The organism is uncultured Ruegeria sp., from assembly GCF_947497005.1.
Taxonomy (GTDB): domain Bacteria; phylum Pseudomonadota; class Alphaproteobacteria; order Rhodobacterales; family Rhodobacteraceae; genus Ruegeria.
Genome location: NZ_CANMFF010000019.1, coordinates 66819 through 88174, shown reverse-complemented (window position 1 = coordinate 88174; position 21356 = coordinate 66819). Strand labels below are relative to the sequence as shown.

Annotated in this window: 15 protein-coding genes and 2 pseudogenes; 6 read left to right on the top strand and 11 right to left on the bottom strand. The window is 55.8% G+C overall.

The genetic code is table 11. The features are described 5' to 3' along the window. Positions 1–154, bottom strand: a pseudogene (locus tag Q0816_RS26130) (hypothetical protein); the annotation flags it as partial. Between the two features lie 649 nt (positions 155–803). Then, positions 804–1400 (bottom strand): annotated as a pseudogene (locus tag Q0816_RS26125) (right-handed parallel beta-helix repeat-containing protein); the annotation flags it as partial. A gap of 492 nt (positions 1401–1892) precedes the next feature. Between Q0816_RS26125 and Q0816_RS21360 the strand changes: the two are divergent. Both Q0816_RS21360 and Q0816_RS21355 read left to right on the top strand, forming a co-directional pair. After that, the gene (locus Q0816_RS21360) at positions 1893–3167 is read left to right on the top strand and encodes a right-handed parallel beta-helix repeat-containing protein (RefSeq protein WP_298854423.1); all 1275 of its coding nucleotides are present in this window, start codon (positions 1893–1895) and stop codon (positions 3165–3167) included. A gap of 125 nt (positions 3168–3292) precedes the next feature. Continuing rightward, positions 3293–4657 carry a hypothetical protein gene (locus tag Q0816_RS21355; RefSeq protein ID WP_298854422.1) on the top strand — a complete coding sequence of 455 codons (1365 nt, stop codon included), beginning with the start codon at positions 3293–3295 and terminating at the stop codon, positions 4655–4657. Here the strand turns inward: Q0816_RS21355 and Q0816_RS21350 are convergent. Genes Q0816_RS21350 through Q0816_RS21335 form a run of 4 tightly spaced genes read right to left on the bottom strand, consistent with a single transcriptional unit; the run spans position 4654 to position 8546 of the window. Then, positions 4654–5334, bottom strand: coding sequence for a polysaccharide deacetylase family protein (locus tag Q0816_RS21350; protein WP_298854421.1), 681 nt, complete (start codon positions 5332–5334; stop codon positions 4654–4656). The genes Q0816_RS21355 and Q0816_RS21350 overlap by 4 nt on opposite strands. Further along, positions 5331–6374 (bottom strand): GNAT family N-acetyltransferase, encoded by a 1044-nt coding sequence (locus Q0816_RS21345; protein ID WP_298854420.1) that lies wholly within the window; start codon positions 6372–6374, stop codon positions 5331–5333. Before Q0816_RS21345 ends, Q0816_RS21350 begins: the two co-directional genes overlap by 4 nt. Positions 6375–6381: 7 nt before the next feature. Beyond that, positions 6382–7590: a GNAT family N-acetyltransferase gene (locus Q0816_RS21340; protein ID WP_298854419.1), complete on the bottom strand. Its 1209-nt coding sequence runs from the start codon at positions 7588–7590 to the stop codon at positions 6382–6384. Then, positions 7587–8546 carry a glycosyltransferase family 2 protein gene (locus Q0816_RS21335; RefSeq protein WP_298854418.1) on the bottom strand — a complete coding sequence of 320 codons (960 nt, stop codon included), beginning with the start codon at positions 8544–8546 and terminating at the stop codon, positions 7587–7589. Before Q0816_RS21335 ends, Q0816_RS21340 begins: the two co-directional genes overlap by 4 nt. A gap of 318 nt (positions 8547–8864) precedes the next feature. Here Q0816_RS21335 and Q0816_RS21330 point away from each other — a divergent pair, with 318 nt between their 5' ends. Beyond that, positions 8865–9800 (top strand): GNAT family N-acetyltransferase, encoded by a 936-nt coding sequence (locus Q0816_RS21330; RefSeq protein ID WP_298854417.1) that lies wholly within the window; start codon positions 8865–8867, stop codon positions 9798–9800. Between the two features lie 101 nt (positions 9801–9901). Then, on the top strand, positions 9902–11068 hold the full coding sequence (locus Q0816_RS21325) for a DegT/DnrJ/EryC1/StrS family aminotransferase (RefSeq protein ID WP_298854416.1): 1167 nt from the start codon (positions 9902–9904) through the stop codon (positions 11066–11068). Between the two features lie 35 nt (positions 11069–11103). Here the strand turns inward: Q0816_RS21325 and Q0816_RS21320 are convergent, their stop codons facing one another. Further along, on the bottom strand, positions 11104–12630 hold the full coding sequence (locus Q0816_RS21320; protein ID WP_298854415.1) for an oligosaccharide flippase family protein: 1527 nt from the start codon (positions 12628–12630) through the stop codon (positions 11104–11106). A gap of 381 nt (positions 12631–13011) precedes the next feature. Here Q0816_RS21320 and Q0816_RS21315 point away from each other — a divergent pair, with 381 nt between their 5' ends. Beyond that, positions 13012–14274 (top strand): nucleotide sugar dehydrogenase, encoded by a 1263-nt coding sequence (locus Q0816_RS21315; RefSeq protein WP_298854414.1) that lies wholly within the window; start codon positions 13012–13014, stop codon positions 14272–14274. After that, entirely contained in the window at positions 14267–15517 is a 1251-nt protein-coding gene (locus Q0816_RS21310) for a glycosyltransferase family 4 protein (protein ID WP_298854413.1), read from the top strand. The genes Q0816_RS21315 and Q0816_RS21310 overlap by 8 nt, the downstream gene beginning before the upstream one ends. Positions 15518–15653: 136 nt before the next feature. On the opposite strand, the gene Q0816_RS21305 is transcribed toward Q0816_RS21310, so the two are convergent. The 4 genes from Q0816_RS21305 to Q0816_RS21290 form a co-directional block, all read right to left on the bottom strand. Continuing rightward, positions 15654–17201 carry a hypothetical protein gene (locus Q0816_RS21305; protein WP_298854412.1) on the bottom strand — a complete coding sequence of 516 codons (1548 nt, stop codon included), beginning with the start codon at positions 17199–17201 and terminating at the stop codon, positions 15654–15656. Positions 17202–17370: 169 nt separating this feature from the next. Next, entirely contained in the window at positions 17371–18990 is a 1620-nt protein-coding gene (xrtD, locus tag Q0816_RS21300; protein ID WP_298854411.1) for a VPLPA-CTERM-specific exosortase XrtD, read from the bottom strand. A gap of 131 nt (positions 18991–19121) precedes the next feature. After that, on the bottom strand, positions 19122–20555 hold the full coding sequence (locus Q0816_RS21295; protein WP_298854410.1) for a hypothetical protein: 1434 nt from the start codon (positions 20553–20555) through the stop codon (positions 19122–19124). A gap of 156 nt (positions 20556–20711) precedes the next feature. Further along, positions 20712–21323: a polysaccharide biosynthesis/export family protein gene (locus tag Q0816_RS21290; RefSeq protein ID WP_298854408.1), complete on the bottom strand. Its 612-nt coding sequence runs from the start codon at positions 21321–21323 to the stop codon at positions 20712–20714. Between the last annotated feature and the right edge of the window lie 33 nt (positions 21324–21356).

Here is a 21356-nt window from a genome sequence, read left to right as displayed (position 1 = left end):
TGGTCGTCCCCGGCTGTGGGCTGGTCATCCCCGGCTGTGGGCTGGTCGTCCCCGGCTGTGGGCTGGTCATCCCCGGCTGTGGGCTGGTCATCCCCGGTCGTGGGCTGGTCATCCCCGGTCGTGGGCTGGTCACCCCCGGTTGCGGGTTGGTCACCCCCGGTATCAGGTGGTGGGTTCGATCCGATATTGGGTGGGTTCGTTGGGGTATTGGGCTGAGACGGCGTACCGGCCCCGGAATGCCCGTTGCTATTCAGCCAATCAAAGTACGTGCCCGAAATGCTGTTTGCGAGGTCAGAGCCTGCACTGAGCAAAGCGGCCGGGCTTCCTGGTTTGACGACGTACTGATTATAGCCGTCCGTCTGCGCCGTAGCCTGGTAGGTAAAGTGCTGGTCGTATTCGGTGGGCTTGATCAGGACGTTGTCGGCAACAGTCCAGCCCGCCTGGCCATTATGCCCCAGAATCTGCGATGTGATATTTTGGGTGATCGTGACGTTCTGTGAATCTGACGAAACGTTAATGACTGGCACCTCGACACTACCTGTCAGAGTCTTATCATCTACGTGCAGAACAGTGTTTTTTCGGATCGTCAATCCATCCACGCCATAAAGAGAAATGCCGTGGAGGTGACCATTGTAAATTACATTGCCTTCTATCAGTAAGTTTTTGTGCTGGACATTCGGATTGCTGGTGTCTTTGCCGTCGCCGCCAGCCCAAATGGTTTGGGTGAAATCCCCCTGGCCCATATCGAAGACATTGTCGCGAATGATGATGTTGTCGCTGCCGCTACCATTGGCGCGCTGGATCTGAATCATGTCGCGATGGTCGCCGGAACCGGCCAGACCACCGAAATCGTGAATATAGTTCTGCTCGACCTTGATATTATCTACGTTGTCGAAGACTAGGCCATCTGATCGGATCGAATGAATATCGTTGCCAGTGACATCAATGCCGTTGGTATTCACGGTGATGACGGCCTTCCACCAGTTTTTGAACTCGGTGTTGTTAATGTCAATGTTGCTGGAACCGTTGATGAGCAAACCGGTGCCGGTGCCAGTACCGCTGGAAATATCGCCGTCGAAGACCGAGTTGGTGAAGGTGACATTCGAGCTGTTATAAACGCTAAAAACGCTTAGATGCTCTGGATCACCGGAACTGGCGGTGTAGTCAAACAAGATGGTATCAAACGTGATATTTGATGCCTGGCTGAGGCCGACCGCCGAAAAGCTTGCCGGCACATTCGGATCAGCGGATTTAATCGTTACGTAGGATGAAAACTGTGTACCGTTCAGGCTGAGCTTGCCGTAGTCGCCAGCTGCAAGCAGTATCGTTTCCCCACCTGTCGCCTGTGACAAGGCCTGGTTCAGCTCTGCCGCAGAGGTTACCGTGATTGTCGTCGACATATTTCACCTTCTGTTTCATAGGCGCTGTGAGTGGCAGCGCACGAGTTCCCGCACACCCAGGACGAATGGAACAGCCGCGTGAGGGCGGCAGAGTGGCCTAAATATGGCTATGTTTGGAAATTGTTGCCCGTATGGGGACAATTCTGCCCCTGCGCTTTCATTTCCGAGTGAACTCGATACTCGATACTGGGAATTGTTCCACTTCCCTTGGCGGTTGCCGCGTATTTGACTAACTGATTCCTTTTAAGCAACAATGAACACATAATCGCCATTATTCCGGCGCGTCCTTGCGTATCTCTGATAACTGTCGGCAATGAATTGCCCGGTGCCCCAACGGAAACTTGCAGATTTAATGAAAGCCAGCCCGGAAAAGCACCGCTTTGATCCCGGGCGGTGTCCCGGAAATGTCATGAGATCCGAGGCGCGCCACAATAGACAGCATGCGGCGGTTCGCCTAAGCTTTCGAACGGCCGCAGATCAGAAAGGTGCGTCATGCCCAGATCACGTATTCTTGCGCTGGCAGGTACGATCCTGCTGCTGTTAAGCCCTGCCCTGCATGCGAAGACGCCCTGCGATATACAGCATTTCAAACCCAGATTTACGGCCCAGACCGAAGGCCAGGTCATTTCTGACGCAGCTGCACTAGCAGGTGCTTTACAGAATGCCCGTGGCGGTGAGACCTATCTGCTTGCACCCGGCAACTATGGCACTCTGAAGCTGGGCAAGGCATTTCCGTCAGCTGTCGTGATTAGATCGGCAGATCCTCGAAAGCCAGCTTGCTTTAATCGTATGGAGATCAAAGAGACCAGTAATCTTCATCTGGATGGCATCTACTTTGACTACATTTTCAAGCGCGGAGAGCCGGAACACATTGCTTACTTCGCTATTCAGAACAGCAGTAAGGTTAAAATTTCAAACTCAGTTTTTGGAGGAGATCAGGCTGAAGGTACAGAAACACTTGCTGATGGTGATGGTACCGGGCTTGGTCTGCTGATCCTATACACAACGGATGTTGATATCGAGAATACAGAATTCAAAAACTGGTGGAAGGGGATTATGGCAATCAATTCAAGTGAGGTCAGTATTACCGACAGTCATGTTCATTCGATCCGTTCTGATGGTTTGGTTTTCGATAATGTCGATGACATCTGGGTCGAGCGGAACTATTTTCACGATTTCGGTAGCAAAGCCGGCTCACAAGATCATCGTGACATGATCCAGATTCAGCGTGCGAATAAAAGCGGAAGCATGAATATTACTATCCGGGGCAATATTTTTGACATGGGCGTCGGTGGTTTCACCCAAACGATCTGGGCGGGTGGTGATGGTCAGGACCTAGGGGACCGCCAAATGCGGCACCGGAATGTGCTGATCGAGAACAACATAATCTACAATGGTCATATCCATGGCATCTCGATTCATGGTTCGGACAATATATCTGTTCGAAAAAATACATTAATCCATGTTCCAGGAGGACATTCAGTTCCAACCATCAACATTTCATCGGATTCAACATCCGTGGTGATCGAACAGAATGCGACGGCGCCGATAATAGGGTATGAAGGGCAGCGCGATTGGGTGGTTCTCAACAATGCAATCATTCAGGATCAAAGCCCGTCGCGAGGCGGCTATTACGATAATGAGTTCATCTATTATGCGATTGGTCGCCGAAACGGATACAATGAATACGGTGTGCGCCAGGGGGGGGTGATCGATCAGTTGCAAGCCGGGTCGACATTGGCGGAAACATATCCTTCGCGCAGGTAAGACATGATAGCGGAAATGTTGGCATCTGGCTTGGCGTCGACAGGCCATGAGGTAGATCGGTCCATAGGTGAACATCTGGATGTATGTGGTTCAGCCAACCCGGTCACAAGAGAGCAAAGATTTGGATGACTACGCTTCTATCAGCAAAAGCCAAAGCCGAGGTGACAAAGCCGCTTGTGCTGGGGCTTTTGATATTTTCCTTTGCAATGCCATTCTTCTTTCTTTTGGGCGGGTTGAAGCTCAACGGGTACCGGACGATTTTGATCATCTTCATGTTCCCCGCTGTTTTTGGCTGGCTTAGCGGTCGCGCCGGAAAGATTAGAGGAATCGATTTTCTGGTCATTGGCTTTGCGTTTTGGGCGGCGCTTTCTCTTGCCGTGAACCATGGCCTCGGGACACTGTGGGAATTTATCGGGATGTTCATGATCGAAACTCTCGCACCATATTTTATAGCCCGGACATATATACGCAATCTTGGAGCATTTAGGTATTTCGTGAAATGCTTCTTTATTCTTATGTTGATCCTTCTGCCATTTGCCGCTTTTGAGGCTAGTACGGGCAAAGCGCCGCTGCTGGATATCTTCGGCAAGGCCCTGAATGTGTATCCTTGGCAGGGGTGGAAATTCCCGCCACGGTTGGGTTTGATGCGAGCTCAGACAACAATGCCACACCCGATCCTGTTCGGGGTATTTTGTGCACCGGCTTTTGCGCTGACTTGGTATGTTCTAGGATGGGGAAAATCGTTCTATTCTAGGGCCAGCCTTACATCCGTTGTCGCGGGTGTTGTTTTCTTTTCGCTTTCATCGGGTGCCTTTCTGAATGTCATCATTCAGATGATGTTGATGGCTTGGAGTTGGTGTTTTCAATTCCTCAAGAGCAAGTGGAAAATTCTGATTATCGGATTTGGCGTGCTGTTTTTTTTAGGTGAAATATTATCCAACCGGAGCATGTTTCAGATCTTTGCCACGCATTTCACGTTGTCACCCGGAACAGCATGGATGCGAATTCACATCTTCAATTTTGCCTCAGACGATGTTCTGAGAAATCCAATATTTGGGATTGGCCTTAATGACTGGACCCGCCCAGCATGGATGTGGACAATAAGCAGTGTCGATAATTTCTGGCTTGTGATCGCCTTGCGGCACGGGCTTCCAGGGTTGCTCCTGCTGGTTGGTGCAGTGGCTATCCTTTTCTTCCGGGTTGGGGGCAAGCAACTCAGTGGGGCGACGGCGGATGCCCGTCTGGGATATCTGATCTCATTGTTCGGTCTGATCATGTCAGCCGTTACGGTGCATTTGTGGGACGCCACGTTCTGTTTCTTGATGTTCTTTCTTGGGGCGGGGGTCTGGTTTTTGGATGCGGGTGACGAATCCGGGCAGGACGGGGATCAGGCACAGGCCGACCAGGCAGACAAAAAGGTGCGATATACCCGGTTTTCTCAGGCCCTGCCTGGCGAGCTGTCTACCGGGCGCGTCGCACGCGCCCGCTAACCTGTGGTCGTCCAGCGCCGACGGGTCATGCCCAATGCGCGCCGAAAGCGGCGCGCGAGCGGCATGTGACCCGACAAGATCGCCTTCAAATCCTGATCGCTCATATCCTCGCGCAGCGATGTGCGGGGGCGTATAAATGCGTTTTTGCGCCAGATGCCTCCGTCGCTTGACCAGGCCGTAGTGTAGCCCGCATCGCGCAGCGCACGTAACACCCGTGTATCGTAGCGGCCAAAGGGAATGCCCGCTTCGACCACCGGGCAGCCGCATATCGTTTCCAACTGTGCGCGGGATTCGCTGAGTTCTCGGACCAGAACGGCGTCATCCAGTGTTGGCCAGGCAAGATGGTCGACCCCATGGCTGCCGATTATCATGCCGGCGGCCTGCAATGCGTGCAGATGTCCGGTATCCAATGACCCGGCCTGCCCGATCCGCCCGGTCAGGACAAAGAACCGTGCCCGAAGCCCCCGGGCCGACAGCGCTGGCAGGGCGATATCATGATCCGAAAGATTGCTGTCATCGAAGGTAATGGTGAACCGGTTCGTATCGGGGGCTGTGGCGATCCGGTCCAGAACCCGTTCGAATTGCTCGACTGAAAGCCAATAGGGGGCTTCGCCCGGCTCCAGAGGACGCTCAGGCGTTCCGATGCCGTGAAAGTTGATGCCGATGGGTCTTGTCATGAGCGCAGTTTCTTTAGACGGGCGTGAACGGTTTCGGCAACGCTGATCAGGGTAGAGGCTGCGCCGGTGGGGCGGAACTCGTACGGGCCCGCCGCGCGCAGCTCTGTGCCGCCTGTGCGGAGCTTGTAACGTGTGACGGAAGGATTGGCTTCAGGATCTATCCCGCCCAGATCGAAATACTTCAGGCCCAGTTCACGACAACGCAGTATGGAATGCCACATCAGATAATGCCCGGCATTCAGGCGCCTCCCGGTGTCCAGAGTGGCGCCGAACAAGTAGACGGCATTCGACCCAGCCCGGCCCAATGTCATTGCGGCAATGTCGGCCCCGTCCTTGCGGGCAAACAGAACCTCATGAGCAAAATCCGACCCCTGAAGTGTATAGTAGAATTCTGGCGGGATATCCGGTCGAAAGCCTTTGGCTGCCTGAACCTCAGTATACATAGGATGAAACCGGTCGGCCGCTTGTGCAATCGGTACGATATCCAGGTCAAGACCGGCTTTCAGCGCATTGCGCAGGGGGTTGCGCCATTTCCCGTGCAGGGCACGCATCAGCGTGTCTTCGTTCTGTTCGCAATCCACGACTACGGTCCGATAGGCGGGGGATCGATCGGTGGGCAAAAACCCTTCGCTGTGGGCCAGTTGATCCAGCAAGGCAACATCATGCCAGGGTGTGGCCGGGAACCGCAGGCGCAAGATATGCCCGTTCTCCTGAGCATACGTACGCAGCGCAACCAGCACAGCGCGCAGTGTTGCTGTGTCGGGGTCCGGCCGATCAACATGCTGCACCAGCGGTCCGGCGGCAAGCCATGCAATGCCGCGCCGCAAACCGGGAACATGTTTGATGCGCAGACATGCAGCGGCAACAGGCTGCCCGTCCGGGGTGGCCAGCATCAGAAACTGTGCCTCTGCCCCGATCCGTCTGGCCGCCGCGCGGGCATAGGTCAGGCTGTGTTCAAGGGTCAGATCCCGGAACGACGCGCTGAGGGCGGGCCAGTCCTCTTCAGGGAGAACCTGTGCAAAGAGTTGATCTGCGATCATGTCCTCCTCATATCCTTGTTCTGATCCAACTGGGCCACAGCGACGTGTGTTTCAGCGGGATCACTGCCCTCAGCCGTGGCGCAATCCGGCCGAACCAGAGTCTGTAATAGGCCAGATGCAATAGGCGCGACCAGCCAAGGCAGAGCTTCAGCAAGACCGGGGATATTCCTGATCGCCTTGAGGCGATCAGGCGATGAGTGGGCACCGATTCACCGCCATAGACCAGCTTGTAACCATATGCGCCAATCCCGGCCTCGATCCGCGTCACGCCCGCGCTGATCAGTTGTTCGATCATCTGGATCAAGCCGATTTTCCCAAGGCTGAGCCGCTCAAGCTCCGGGTCGGTTGATCTGGCGGGCAACCGCCAATGGCAGGTCTGCCCCGCGACCAGACAGAATTGAGTGGCAAGAGGGCCGTTTCGACCATGTTGTTCGACGAACCAGGTCTCTTGCCCCTGCAAGGTGGCATCTGCCAGATCGCTGTAGAAGGCGGTGCTGCCAGGCCAGTCCACGAAATGGCCTCCTTTTCCAACCTCCTGCCATTGCCGGTTGTGAAAGCCGACAAAATCCCCGAACTGATGCGCATCAGGATGGACCATCTGTGTTGTCAGGCCGTGGTCATCCTGTAGATGCTTCAGATCCCGTCGATACTGACCCCGGCGTTTCTTGGACAGGTTGGCAAGATAGTTGTCAAACGTATCGGGCAGTTCAAAAACCGTATGGGTGCCAGCGGGCGTATCGGTCAGGGTCAGCCCCGGCGCCGTGGTTACCCCATCGCGGATAGCAGCCAGCATGGTGCCGTGTTCCGAGGCAGGGGTGAAACTGACCAGATGCACCCGGCCATCGCCGAGAAGGCCGTTCAGAGCCTCGGTACAACTGCTCTTTAGCGCGGTTTCCGTAGCGGCCAATTGGAAAATCACCGTGTTGGGATCGGTTGCTGCCAGTTTGGCGATACGGATCCTCACAGGACCCAGCCAAACTGGATAGATCATGAACGGGAGCAAGGCGACCAGCTTCCCCTGAGCGTCGTGCGCCACAAGGGTCCGAAGTGTTTTGCCGCGTCCAAAATGGGCCCACCAGGTGAGGACCCAGACCGGGGTGGCATAGATGTCCGCGCCGGTCTGCCGGGCCAGTGTGGCCCACGCATGGGCCATGCGTTCAAGGCCCTTGACCCCATCAACCCATTTGAATGTCAGCCGGACGTCTGTGTCGGTCACTCTGTCGGCTCCTGGCTGGTCAGGTGATAGCGCAGCGAGGCCCGGGCCAGACGCCGCCGCGCGGCGGCTTCTTCCCGTTGGTTTGCGACTGACATGACAAAGCGCAATATGGAGGACCCCACAAAGACCATCCGGCCCCGGAATACGCCCCAAGGGCCATAATGCTTGTGCAGATAGATTATCTTGCTTTTCTGCATTTGAACATACATCCGCGAACGGATCTGAGCGGTGCTTTTGCCACCCCCCTCAAGGTGCAGAATCTGCGCCTCGGGTGCGAATACGCATTTCCAGCCGGCATTGCGGATGCGGCGGCACCAGTCGGCCTCTTCCGAGTAGACGAAGAATGCTTCATCCAGAGGACCCACAGTATCGAAGACGCGACGGGGCACCAGCATGAACATGCCCGAGACGACGTCGACCTCGCGTTGCGACCGTCGATCCCAGTCTCCGTACTCGGCTCGGGCCAGAAGCTGATTGTGCGGTGACAGGCGGTGCAGACCGAATTCAGTCAGGGCCAGATTGCCGGGTCCGGGGTCGGCAAAACAGGTGCGCTGGATGGTGGTTTCGTCCTCCAGGACCTGACAGCCGACGCAGCCAACATCCGGGTGCTGATCCAGCCAGTCCAGCATGGTGTCGATCGCGCCATCCAGAATGATAGTGTCGGGATTGAGCAACAGCAGATTGTCACCCTGCACGATTTCCAGTCCCTGATTGTTGGCGGCGGCAAATCCCCGGTTCGTGTCATTGGTGATCAGCAGGACATCAGGGAATTCGTTGCGGACAAGATCGGCGGAGCCGTCGCTTGATGCATTGTCGACGACGATAATCTCATGCGGCTTCCGGGTTTGCTGTGAAATGGATATCAGGCAGTCCCGAAGAATATCCCGGGTGTTCCAGTTCACGATGACAATGGAAACAGCGCATTCGCTCTGCGTGCCGTGCGACGGTGAAGTCATGAAACTCTGTTCTCGTTAATCACTTACATTTTCAAATTGTTTAGCCATTGTTCTGATCTATGAATACACTGAAGTCGGTCACATGATGACTGTTGTGAAAAAGTAGCTGTGAAATTCGAAGTAAATATATCAGTGCATTGAGGTATTAGTTTGGCAGTGCAACAATTTGTGGGGCAAGACAGCGTTAAGATTGAATGCACTGAGGCCCTGAGTGCAGAGCAACATGATGAATGGGTAGCATTCCTGAATGGAGCCAAACGCCAGCACCCCCGACAATCACTATTGTTTGCAAATTCGGAACAAAAACTGGGAAACAAGGTGATTTATGCCCTGGCGCGGCGCGAGGGTGTGCTTGTGGGTGTCGGCCTGATCTCGCTTGAACCGCACCCATATCTGCCCGGTGCTTGGTCCCGGGCCCATTGCCTGAGCGGCCCGGTTTGCGACGATGCCACCGAAATGGTGGCGTTTCTGAACGGGCTGTGTAGGCAGCCTGAGCTTTCAAGGGTTGGCAGCCTGACGGTTACACCGTTCTGGACCGAAGAAGAGGCCGACACACTGGACACTGCACTGGCCCATGCGGGATGGCGCGTGGCCGAAGAAAGCCAGTTTCGTGAAACCGGATGGGTCGACATCTCGGTCACGAGCGAAGAGATCATGGCGGCATTTTCCAAAAGCGCCCGGCGCGAGGTCAGACGCGCAGAACGGCAGGGTGTGACCTTCCAAAGCGCGCAGAACCCGGAAGAGTTCCGCATTTTCCTCGAGAGCATGAACCGACTGCGCGTCTCGCGTAGGCTGCCCGAGCTGAGCCTTCCCGCCTATGAGGCGATGTTTGAGGACATATTGCAGCAGGACGAGATAGGCACCGCGATCCTGGCCTGGCAGCAAGAGACCTTTCTGGCCGGGCTTTTGGTGTATCGTAGCAGGGACATTGTACATGGTCGGCACTTCACCACCGAGCCGGATCATTTGCGGGCCGCCGGCAATCTGCGCATTGCGCCGGCCTTGTGGTTGGAGGCGATGAGATGGGCCAAGGAAAGAGGATGCGGCATTCTGGATGTCGAAGGATATCGTGAACCTGCCCCAGGCGAAAAGAAATTTAACATTCACAAATACAAATCAGAATTCAATCCGCAGGTTGTCCGACGTATCTCTGCGCGGGAAAGGATTGTGAACAGACATGTCTATCTGACGGGAAACATCCGCAGCTTGATCCGGGGGCAGCTGAAAAAGGTCAAACAGGCCGTTACTGGCTAGGCTCAATACTTGGAAAATAGGGCTTGAGCCTTTTGGACATTGTTATGAGAACTGTCTGACACGCCGTCGGACTTGGCGGGTTACTGAATTGTGGAGCGGGGATGAGAAACGGCACAGGCAAGAGCACGCTTTATTGCGACGACCCTTCGATGCGGCTGGCTAATTTGTTTCGCCGCGATCCTGCGGGCGGGTTTATGGCGCTGTTCAGGGAGCGTTCCGTTTTCTGGAGTTTCAACACGCGTGTGGCGATCCGGGCGGCTTGCGATCTTCTTGAACTGAAGTCAGGGGATGAGGTGCTGGTACCAGCCTATAATTGCGGGTCAGAGATTGACCCGCTGATTGATGCCGACCTTTCTGTCCGGTTGTACCCGGTCACCGAAAACCTGCTTGCCGATCCCGCGCGGATTGAACCGCTTATCACCAGACAGACACGGGCCATCTATGTGACGCATTACTTTGGAGTGATTCAGCCCGCTCTGGCAGAACTGCGCGCGTTGTGTGATCGACACGGGCTGCGTCTGATCGAGGATTGCGCGCTCAGCCTTCTGAGCGGCGCTTCTCCGGCCGAGGGGCGTGTTGGGGACGTCTCGGTCTTCTGCTTTCACAAGTTCGTCCCCGTTCTGGAAGGAGGAGCGCTTGTTGTTAATGCAGCGGATTTGGCGCTTGCACACCCGTTTTCGCGATCTCCTCCACGTAAAAAAGTCGCAAAGAAACTGGCGCGCGCCGGCTTGGCAAATGTCTTGGGTCAACAGCGCATAAAAAGGCTGAAGCGGGCATTGCGTGGACCGGATCAGGTTGACGCAGTAGTCAACACTGGTGAAGAACAACTCGAAGATATTCCCTCACATTACTATTTCGATCCGACCCTTCGGAATGCCCGAATGAGTGTTTTTGCGTCACGACCGCTGCGTGCATTTTCCGTTTCAGAAGCCATTTCAGCCAGAAGAGCGCACTGGGAACGTTATCGGAATCTGCTGGATGGTATGGTCGGAGTACGTATGCTGTTACCAGAGCTTGCGTCCGGGACCTGCCCGCTCAACATGCCGATCATGGTCGCGGACAGAGACAGGATTGTACAACAGTTGCAGAGTTGGGGGATCGGGGCGACGCCTTGGTGGGCAGGCTTCAACAGCAATCTGAACTGGACAGGTCAGGATCAAGCGATGGCGATTAAGAACAGCGTTGTGGCACTGCCGTTGCACCAATCTCTCACAGGTGCGCACGTTGATTACATTGTTTTTGCGCTGAAAGAGGCGCTTGCAACCTGAGCTACAGGAAAAAACGCCTCGAAACAGGCGGTGCCTTAATTTGCCGGAATAAACCTGGCTTTGGCTTTGGCGGCCATATCCAGTGCTAGACTTTCAAAGCCCTTTGGCTTCCCGGCAAGGCGCCAGAGTAGCAAATGCGTGCCGACATATACAAAAACCCCGACTAATACTTTGATCGAAAACCGGATGCGCAGTAATGGCAAGTCTTCCGCTGTCTCGTAAGCCCATCCCACCGCGTCGCCGCTGCCGTAGGCGCTGCTGACAAATAGAACGGCAAGCAACATGACAAAGGTCGATACAAATGTACGCCAAGCCTCCAAGATTGGTGTCAGAAATCCGCCGGTCCCGAAATCCTTGGCCATGCTTAACGCCAGACCGATTGCAAACAGGCTGGCGGCTCCGGAGCCCAGGATCGCGCCGGTGAAGCCATAGCTTGATCCCAGCACCGTCAGCGCAGTTGTAGCGATCAGCAGGATCATGTTGCGCAGGAACAGGCGCTTTGTAGAGCCTTCGACATAGCTGGCAGATCGGACATTGGCCTGCAACGTCTCGATTGCTTTTAGCGGAGCAAGCACCCAGATGACTTGTGCGGCAGCCAGCCATTGATACCCGGCCACGACAACGATCAGGTGGTTGGCGACCAGGGCCATGCCGACACTGGCGGGAACGATGATCCCCAAAAGGATGGCATTGACCTGTTCGAAGGCTTCCCGGCTGGAGCCCTGGGTCCTGGAGGTATTGGCAAGGCTTGGATAGACCACCCGCTCCAATGGGCCGATGATCTGACTGGTGAACAGGATCACAAGGCGATAGCCAACCCTGAAAATCCCCGCATCGGCCAGCCCTAATGAGCTTCCGATGACGATCTGGGGCATGTTGTTGATCAGAAACTGGGTGATCTGGGCCCCCAGTGACCATGACGACACATCAATGCAATCATGCCAGCACCTGAGCGTTAACCTGGGCCGCATCGGGGCGACGGAAAAGCTCCAGATGACCCGGATGACCTGTGTGATGACGCTGGCAACCACGATGGCCCAGTAATCGCGCCATATCCATGTGAGGCTGACGGCCATCAGGGTATATGCAATTCTGCTGGTCGTTTCTTCGCCTGCGATGAAACCGAACCGGAGATCTCTTTCCAAAAGTGGAAAGCGCGTGCTTTTGACGGAACTTGCGATGGCAATGAAGCAAAGCGCGGGAATAAGCGATGTCAGCTCCGCAAGCCCGAAAAATGTCATCAGAGGTGCGCTGGCCCAGATCAGCAGCGCCGAAAAGACCCCAAGCAGCAGTTGCATTGTGAACACGGTATTCAGGTGATCGTCGGTGATCTCGGGCTGGCGGATCAGGATCATGGAAACGGCCCGCTGGACGATTTCCAGAAACGCGGCAGCGATTATGAAATAGGCGATGATCCCGAAATCCGTCGGCGTCAGAAGACGGGCCGTTACAACCAATGTCAAAACGCCCAGAAACTGGCTGAAAATACCGGACGCAAACAATGTTGCGGCCCCCCTGGTAAGGGTCGCGCTGTGATCGGGTGTGCCCGGGGCGATCGTCACGCCTGGTTTAGCTGGAGGCTTCAAAAGGTTTGCCTTTCCATACTCGGAACAAAAAACTCATCAACGTACCAATGTTTCTAATCTGGCCACTCTCGGCGGTGCTTCAAAAAACCCGCACTTGCTGTTCTAGAAATTTAGTCGGCTGGCTGCTAGTCAAACCACTAAACATATTTTTGTGTTGAAATCGCATGTTTTTCCAATGTCTGAAAGGTACACTATGTTTCACCCAGTACCGTCGCGGCGAGTCGGCACAAAATATTACACAGCAAAATGAAGTTTCACCTCAGTGTCTCAGATTGGATTCTGACTGCGCAAGGGTAACAAGTAGAAGAGCCCGGTGTTTTCTGGACCCGGCGCCTGTTTTCAAGATGGTATGACAGTATGAAGATTGCGATTTTCGGTTTGGGATATGTCGGGTTCACGGCGGCGTGCTGTCTGACCCGTGAAGGGCACGAGGTGATCGGCGTCGATGTGAACGCTGACAAGGTTTCCGAAATCAACGCGGGGCAACCCCCGATCAAGGAACCCAAGGTGGCCGAACTGCTGGCCGGGGCGCTTGCAAAGAACCTGATCCGCGCGACGGTCGAAATCCCCGATCTGTCCGATGTGGATCTGGCCATTGTCTGCGTCGGCACGCCCAGTTCAACCGATGGCTCGCATAACATGAATTTCGTGGCCGAGGTGACGCGCCAGATTGCCAAGGCCGTCTCGCCCGACCGGGCGCGACCGCTGACCGTGGCATACCGGTCGACCTTCCGCCCCGGCACCGTGCGCCAACTGATCGAGCCGATCTTCCGCAGCACTCTGGGTGAGCGGACAGCACAGGCGGTCGAGATCGTCTATAACCCCGAATTCCTGCGCGAGGCTTCGGCGGTGGATGATTTCTTCAACCCGCCCAAGATCGTTGTCGGCACGGCAGACGGCAATCGCTCGGCGGTGATGGACGAAATGCACGAAGGTCTGGACGCGCCGGTGTTCTACACCGCGTTCGAAGAGGCCGAGATCACCAAGTTCGTCGACAACACCTGGCACGCGACCAAGGTGGCTTTTGCCAATGAGGTCGGCCGGATCTGCCACAGCATGGGTGTGTCGGCCAAAACCATGCACGAGATTTTCGTGTCGGACACCAAGCTGAACATCTCACCCTATTACACCCGTCCGGGGGGGGCGTTCGGGGGCTCGTGCCTGCCCAAGGATGTGCGTGCGCTGCAGCATATCGCCGGTGAGGTGGGCGCGCATACCCATCTGATCGACAGCCTGTTGCAGACCAATCAGGCGCATAAGACCTATCAGGCGCAGGACATCATGGACCGGCTGCCCGAGGGCGGCAGGGTGCTGATGGCGGGGCTGGCCTTCAAGGCGGGAACCGACGATCTGCGCGAAAGCCCCAATGTCGACATCGCCCGGCGCTTGCTGCAGGCGGGGTATCAGCTGTCGGTCTATGATCCGGCGATCAAACCCGCCGATCTGCGGGGTCAAAACCTGGGCTATACCTTTACCCATCTGCCTACAGTGGGCAGCCTGCTGGTGGATCGGGCCGAGGCCGAGGCCGGGCCCTGGGATCTGGTGATCGGATCGAACCGGATCGTGAACGAGCTGACCCTTGGCGACACAGAGGTGGTAAGAACCTATGAATATGACTAGCCCCGTATCTGCCGTTCAGCCGATCTCATTCGAGGAACTGCGCCAGAGCCAGCCCCTGAAAGGGCTGAAGGTTCTGATCGTGGTGGAAAACCTGCCCGTGCCCTTCGACCGCCGTGTGTGGATGGAGGCGCGCACGCTGGCCGCCGCGGGCGCGCTGGTCTCGGTCATCTGCCCCACCGGCAAGGGGCATGAGGAGCGCGTGTGGGAAGACGAAGGCATCAAGGTCTATCGCCACCCGCTGCCTTTGGATGCCAGCGGCGCGCTGGGGTACCTGCTGGAATATGGCGCGGCGCTGTTCTGGGAAAGCTGGCTGGCGCTGAAGATCAAATTCACCCGTGGCTTTCACGTCATCCATGGCTGCAACCCGCCCGATCTGATCTTTCTGGTGGCGCTGCCCTTCAAGCTGTTTGGCGTGCGTTATCTGTTTGATCACCACGACATCAATCCCGAGCTTTACGAGGCGAAATTCGACAAGCGCGGTTTCTTCTGGAAGCTGATGAAGACGTTTGAACGGCTGACCTTCGCCTCGGCCCGGGTGTCGATTGCCACCAATGAAAGTTATCGCAAGATCGCCATCGAACGCGGCGGCATGGCGCCCGAGGATGTGTTTATCGTCCGGTCCGGTCCTGACCTCAGCCGCCTGCAGCACCTGCCGTCGAACCCGGACTGGCGCAACGGGCGGAAATATATGGTGGGCTATGTCGGCGTCATGGGCGATCAGGAAGGCATCGACCTGCTGTTGGAGTCTGTCGCGCATCTGGTCAAGGTTCAGGGCCGCGACGACATCCAGTTCTGCCTTGTGGGCGGGGGCCCCAGCCTTGACAAGCTGCAGGAACAATCTGCCGAAATGGGTCTGTCGGATTACGTCACCTTCACCGGCCGCGCGCCCGATCAGGATCTGTTCGAGATTCTATCGACCGCCGATGTCTGCGTGAACCCGGACCGGGTGAACGAGATGAACGACAAATCCACCATGAACAAGATCCTCGAATACATGGCGTTCGAAAAGCCCATCGTTCAGTTTGATGTGACCGAAGGGCGGTTTTCGGCACAAGAGGCCTCGCTTTATGCAAAGGCCAACGATCCGGTGGATATGGCCGACAAGATCACCGAGTTGCTGGCCGATGACGACCGTCGCGCTGTCATGGGCCGTTACGGTCGCGCCCGGGTCGAGGCGGAAATGGCCTGGCCCCATCAGGTGCCCGCGCTGATTGCTGCCTATAAGCGCATCTGGAAAGGGTAATCAGCCAGATCGCTATTTCGCCGCTTGTTTTGTTCCTGCCCGCCCATGCGCTTTCTTCTTCACGGCTGACGCTTCGATAAGATGCCAAGACAACGCAGGACAGGGTGAGGGGCTCAATGCAGGGTCAGACCAGTGATTATTGGGAAACCGCCCTTTGATACAAAGCCCATGGCGCAGTTGTCGCAACTATCTCGAAACCATGGGCCTGCACAGGAGGCGTTTTTTTTGAGCAGACAACGATTGTATCGACTTCGGTACCCTGCAGCAGGCTCAGAGCCGATGACACTGTGTGATTAGCACTCAATGCGATACTGTGTACCATGTCATTTACATGGCTCAACGGCCCAATGATGCGCAGCGGCTGTTGTGTCGGGTTGGCAAAGGTCGGGACGGCAGTGCTGTTGAAGATCATGAGAAAGGACAGAGGCTTGCAGTTGGGTTTGAAAACCCATGAATCCCTGGCATCCTCCACATAAGCGCCCGCGCCCAGGCTGCGCGTGTCATGACGATCAAGTGCGTCAAGATAAGAGGTGTAGCTTCTGCCATCCTGATACCATCCGATGCTCAGCAGCAAGTTTCGGGCCAGAAACAGGCCGGCGATCACGGCAAGGGCGGTTTTGCGGGTCGATGATTTCGCACTGGGATCCAAAGACAGGCTTGCAGCCAGAAGCGCCAGCAACAGAAGCGGGATGCGCTCGCTCAGGTGTCCGACACCGAACAGGGTCGGAGGCATGATCAGGATCAGCAGCAGGCATAGCGTCACGGCAAGCTTCATACGCCAATCGATCCGCCATATCCCGACGATGAGGCCCCCGATCAGCACGCCCCATAACAGGATGCCAAAGCCCCAATCGAACGTGCGCCACGTGGATTCGGCCACGCGCAGGAAACCGTCGATACGCAGATGGACTTCAGTGCTCAGGCGTGTCCATAATGTTCCTTGCTCGGCATGGGTCAGAAGGCTTGAGACAGGTGAGGCGTCTCCACCGCTTGCGGTTTTCGTTTGTAGAAAGACCACAGCCGGCGCGACGGCGATGAATGCAAGCCTCGCGGCTTTGCGTATCAAAACCGACAACCCCGGATAGCCTGATCTGAGCGCAAGCGACAATTCGACCATACCCAGCAGCAGCCCCCACAGCGCAAAGGCCAATCCGTGAATAAAGAAAAGAAGCAGCCCCAGGCAGGCTGTGATGGTCAGCTGCCGGACAGGCCGGTCCTGCGCCGCAATCCAATAGCCGGTTGCGCCCAGCAGAACTCCCAATCCAAGCAGGAAATTCGAAAAGCCCCAGATTAGGATATGGTTATATGCCACCAGACCGGCCAGAAACACGGTCAGCACCGACAAATGCCCATGCAGAACACGTGACAGGTACAAAATACCCGTGAAGGGGGCTGCAATGATCAGACCGGCAATCAGCTTGGCACCCAAAAGCGGGGGCAGCACTTTCATGATACCTGTGCCCAGAACATCCAGTCCGAGATTGGGCAGCAATTGCCAGGCGGCCTCATAGTTCTGTTGCAGTATGGCCGAGTCCGGAAGATTGGCTAGAATGTAATAACGGGCAATATGGGCGTAGAAATCCGTCAGCGGCAAAACGGGTGTCACGCACAAGGGAATGATGCTGGCGAGCAGCGTTAGTGCCAGAACTGATCGCAAAGAACGGCTTTGGTATGTCGTAGTCATTTCGGCCGCAAGCACTTTTCTAACCATACACTAAAAACTAAAAAAACTGTTTCATCAGGTATCAATAGCACATCATTATGCAATCTATTTTTCTTGCCGCAGCCACTCGAAATCCGTCCACGAAGATCTGGCGTCGAAGGCTTGGAAACCCAAACACTGAACCCCTTTCTTAAAATGGTACAAACCGCGGCAGACGGTTCAGGCTTGGTTCCATGAACCTCTGCAATCTTGCATCCGCATCCGCTTCGGTTTCGCCGGGTAGGATAGGGGTCACATAACGGACCATGGCCCCATCAGTGCGACCCATGGTGAAGCCGTCTTGAATGACGCTCATCTTGGCACGGAAATCGTTGACCATACGTTTGCCGCGCTGTTCGAACCAGTAATAGACCAGCTGTTTTGACAGTTCTTTCTGGATCACCGCGCGGTTGACCGTAAAGCTGCCATATGGCGTGTCGCCGGGGTTGATCTCATACGGTTCGAGGCTGAAGATTTCCCAGCCGCCAACCGGCAGACACACCTCGGGTGAATGGATGCCGTCACCTTCGGTTTGCTTGTCGTAGAAGGCCACGAACATGTTCACAAAATCGCCCGATCCGGTATTGATATAGGTGGCATTGAGGTAATCGCTGGCGCCCAATACCTGCTCAACCTGCGCATCCAGCGTGGTGGTCGACCCGGACCAGGGGCCAAGTTGCCGTGGATAGAGAACAAACGGATCACGCTCGACAGGCTGCACTTCGGAAGCGGGCCGCAGGGTCCAGGCGGTTGAAACCACAAGCGTCAGAAGGGCCGCAACGGCCAGCGCCATCGATGCGCGAATGCCAACGATCCGCAACGCAACAGACCCCAGCCCCTGAGTATCCAGATCGATGGTCTCGCTGAAGGGTTGCGGGTTCGGAGCCAGACGCTGCAAGCCGATTGCCATCAGGAACAGAATGGCGACGCAGAGCAGGAAGATGATCCAGCCTTCAAAGAAATGCATGAAGCCTTCGGCCTGCTCGATGCCGTGCTGATTGACCAGCACGCCGATGACGCCGATGCGGATCGAGTTCATCAACACGGTCAAAGGGGCTGCCGAGATCAACAGAACCGCCTTGTGCCAGATCGGCCCCCGATAAAGCAGGGCAAAGAGGTACGAGAAACTGAGGATCGGGAACAGGTAGCGCAGCCCGGAACAGGCCTCGGCCACCTGCAGTTTGTAGACCCCCAGATCGATGATGTTGCCTTCGATAAAGACCGAAACACCGGCCATTTGCACGAACCAGACACCCAGCTCGGAGGAAATCCATTGCAGGAAGATCGTGAGCTTCCAATAGACGAACTGTGGCAGGGGCAGCATGAACACCAGATGCAGCACGGGCAGCTGATGGTATTTGCCCCGCTGCCAGCCGAACACGGTCAGCATGACACCGCCCACCCAGATGATCATCGCATAGGTGACGATATCGGGGATGCGGGCCAGATTACCCAGAATGGCGATGAGCAGGGCAACGGCAATCACCGCCACACCGGGCCAGCGATCATGCACAACCGGATTGGGTGGCGGCATGTCCCGCAATTCGCGCAGGAACAGATACAGCGAAATGATCGGAATCAGCGGGCCATGGCTGTATTCAGGGGTGCTCCATGCGGCCCCCAGAGACACGATCCCGATCCAGAAAACGGGCACCGACCCAAGCAGCAACAGGACAAACCAGAACAGCCCGACGGTGTTTATGACCGGCAGACCCGCCCGGGCCGCTTCAAGGATATTGCTGCGGCTGTTTTTAGAATCGGAACGATGCATCACTGCCCATCATGCATAATAAGGTGCGGACTGAAATTATGACGGCTCAAGCTCCCGCTATTTTGATCCGTTTCGGGACATTGAGCGCGGAATGCCCTGATTGTGGATACTGCAGGCCGCGAAACTGAAAGTCAGGGTTTAAGGGTGAACCGCCGCCCCAGCGTCACAAAGACAGAGTCCGACGTTGCTGCAAAGCCATTCTGATCATCCCGTTCGTATTGGTACCCCACATTCAAAGCCCAGTCTCGGGTAATCGCACGCGTATAGGAGGCTGTGAACGTGCTGCGATCGCGTGGGTTGGTTGGGCCAGGCCCTTCGTCTTCCTGATCGATATAGTTGACGGTGAAGGACAGGCCGGAGACCTGATTGATGAAATAATCATAGGTCAGAAAGGCAACCGTTTGACGTGTCTCGAGACTTTGTGTGCTTGTGGCAACCCGGCGCTGCAGGGTTGCTCCTAACTGAGAACTTGCCAACTGGTATCTGTAATCGATCTGGCCAATTGGCGTTACCTCGTCAAAGGGCCCTCGGGTAAACCCGGCGTTGAAGCTCAAAACGCTATTGGGCCGCTGATAACTGCGGCCAGCCGTTGCATTTATCCGCGAGCCGTTCACGCCAAAGAGTTGATCAATCTGAAAATCGGCAGAGCCGTCTGGCAAAGTTTTCGTCCAGGCAAAGCTCCAGACAAAATCCTCTGTTACCGTCGTTGTGTTTGTCGCGCGCTGGGTGTCGTCAACCTGGCTGTAGCCGATGCTTGCGTTGATGGTGGTAATGGGGGAAACATCATATGTTCCTCCGATGGATACAACCGTCGTTTGCTCATCTGTTCGCACGCTATCTTCGGCGGCAAATTCAGAATATGCGATACGCAAATCACTCTGAAAAACCGGCGAAAACCGAAAAAATGCCGTCGCCGAGTAGTCGTCAATTCTGTTTTCGAATAGGTTCGGGTCAATTGTGTTCGTATATGAACGTTCGCGATGACTGTAGGTGAACTGGAATCCCAGCGGATCGTTCAAACCGGTTTGCCAGTCCAGATCTCCGCGTGTGTCGACCTGATCTCCGATGGTGCCGATCACATCTGCAATATCGATGACCCCATCCAGGTTGGTATCGGTCAGTGAGCGGTTGAAGGCCAGATCCCGTTCGCTATATTCCAGCAGGAGTCCAAGCTGACTATTTGAGCGCGTCCGTTGATAATCCAGCCGTGCGAGCGGATCTGAGAAGCTGGAATCCGTTCCAATAATCGGTTCGTTGGCGATCCGGTAAAGCCCCGACAGATCGAATGATAACCTGGAGTCTGCTGTCTGTTTCAGCACGTTCAGGGCTAATGTGTTTTCCCACCACGTAGTCGAGCCAAGCGAAGGATCGGTCAGGCGCAGGTTATCGTCATGTCTGAGGGATGACAGGTAATCCAGGGTCACACTCAGGCCGGTACCAGTGCCAAGCTGCTGACCGGTTGGCAGACCGACCCTGCGGGCCGGGTTTCGCTGTGCCCGTTGTGCGATCAATTGCTGGCTGGGCGTTTGCTGCACGACCGTCGAAGCAACTGTGGTCTGCTGCACGGATGTTTGCTGTGTCGAGGTCTGTGTCTGCTGCGCAGTCGTTTGCTGGGTCGAAGCTTGCTGCCCGACGGCCGGTGTAAACGAACTTATGACAGCGATCCCGCCCCCCAGAATGGTGGACAGTCTGCTCCTGGATTTCCCCACCTGTATCAGCCCCTATTCGAACAAGCGGCGTGCTGGTACGACAACCACGTCTCCGGGTCTAAGCACTGTATTGCCTTGGATGCCACCGCCCGAGCCTTTGTAGTTATAAGTATATTTTCTCATCACGCCTGTTTTACTGTCAGCCCGGCGCAATTCGATGCGCTTGCGGGCCGCGAAATTGGTCAGACCACCAGCCTGAGCCAAAACCTGAAGAATTGTTGTGCCTTCGGTTGCCAGATGCTTGCCGGGCACATTGACCTCGCCCATGATGAAAACATCGATGGTTGGTCCGGATGCGGCCTGTCCGCCCAGAAGCGGTGGCGGGGCCAGCGACGCCACTGAAATAAAGACTGTCGGCGGCGTATTGAAGTTCGAAGCCAGCGCCGATGAGAGCGCCGAGCTCAATCCGTTGGTTGACTGGCCGGCCGCCCGGATCGAACCGGCAAGCGGAAAGTTGATGGATCCGTCCGGCAGAACCAGAATGGTCCGGTTCAGGGTGGGATCTTCGAGAACCTCAACCTGCAATGCATCGCCCGGCTGAATCTGATACGATTGCGCCCACGCTCCGGTGGCCGCGATCATGGTAATGACAAGAGCGATCAATGATCCGATAACTGTACGCATATTCAAATCTCTCACTTTCTTTCTTTATGCCGC